The sequence below is a fragment of the Bartonella sp. LB28NMGDW genome, assembly GCF_042194435.1.
GTDB lineage: Bacteria > Pseudomonadota > Alphaproteobacteria > Rhizobiales > Rhizobiaceae > Bartonella > Bartonella grahamii.
Genome location: NZ_JBHIMX010000094.1, coordinates 1 through 1,189, shown reverse-complemented (window position 1 = coordinate 1,189; position 1,189 = coordinate 1). Strand labels below are relative to the sequence as shown.

At 43.8% G+C, this 1,189-nt stretch carries 1 protein-coding gene; it reads left to right on the top strand.

Features of this window, described 5'->3' with window-relative positions; translation table 11 throughout:
- Position 1: 1 nt before the first annotated feature.
- The gene (gene tuf, locus ACFIKG_RS09345; RefSeq protein WP_012755022.1) at positions 2-1,177 is read left to right on the top strand and encodes an elongation factor Tu; all 1,176 of its coding nucleotides are present in this window, start codon (positions 2-4) and stop codon (positions 1,175-1,177) included.
- Positions 1,178-1,189: the final 12 nt, after the last annotated feature.

Here is a 1,189-nt window from a genome sequence, read left to right as displayed (position 1 = left end):
GATGGCGAAGAGCAAGTTTGAACGAACAAAACCGCATGTTAATATTGGTACGATTGGTCACGTTGATCATGGGAAGACTTCGTTGACAGCAGCGATTACGAAATATTTTGGTGAATTTAAAGCCTATGATCAAATTGATGCTGCCCCAGAGGAACGTGCACGTGGGATTACTATTTCTACAGCACACGTTGAGTATGAAACGGAAAATCGTCACTATGCGCACGTTGATTGTCCGGGACACGCTGATTATGTGAAGAACATGATCACAGGGGCAGCACAGATGGATGGTGCTATTTTGGTTGTTTCCGCAGCTGATGGTCCAATGCCTCAGACACGTGAGCATATTTTGCTTGCGCGTCAGGTTGGTGTTCCAGCAATTGTTGTTTTTCTTAATAAAGTTGATCAGGTTGATGATGCAGAACTTTTGGAGCTTGTAGAGCTTGAGGTTCGGGAACTTTTATCCAAATATGATTTTCCAGGCGATGATATACCAATTGTTAAGGGTTCTGCTTTAGCAGCCCTTGAGGATAAGGATAAAAGCATTGGTGAAGATGCTGTTCGCCTTTTAATGAGTGAGGTTGATAATTATATTCCAACCCCTGAACGTCCTGTTGATCAACCATTTTTGATGCCGATAGAGGATGTATTTTCGATTTCGGGTCGTGGAACCGTTGTTACGGGTCGTGTTGAGCGTGGTGTTATTAAAGTTGGAGAGGAAATCGAAATTATCGGTATTCGTCCAACGTCTAAGACGACGGTTACAGGCGTTGAAATGTTCCGCAAGCTTTTAGATCAGGGTCAAGCGGGTGATAATATAGGAGCTCTGCTTCGTGGTGTTGACCGTGAAGGGATTGAGCGTGGTCAAGTATTGGCGAAGCCAGGATCTGTTACGCCTCATACACGTTTTAAAGCAGAAGCTTACATTTTGACAAAAGATGAAGGTGGACGTCATACACCATTTTTCACGAATTATCGTCCTCAGTTTTACTTCCGTACGACGGATGTTACAGGTATTGTTACGCTTCCAGAAGGAACGGAAATGGTTATGCCAGGCGACAATGTTGCCATGGATGTTTCGTTGATCGTTCCGATAGCGATGGAAGAGAAGCTTCGTTTTGCTATTCGTGAAGGTGGTCGTACTGTTGGTGCCGGTATCGTCTCTAAGATCATTGAATAAATAATGCTTGTT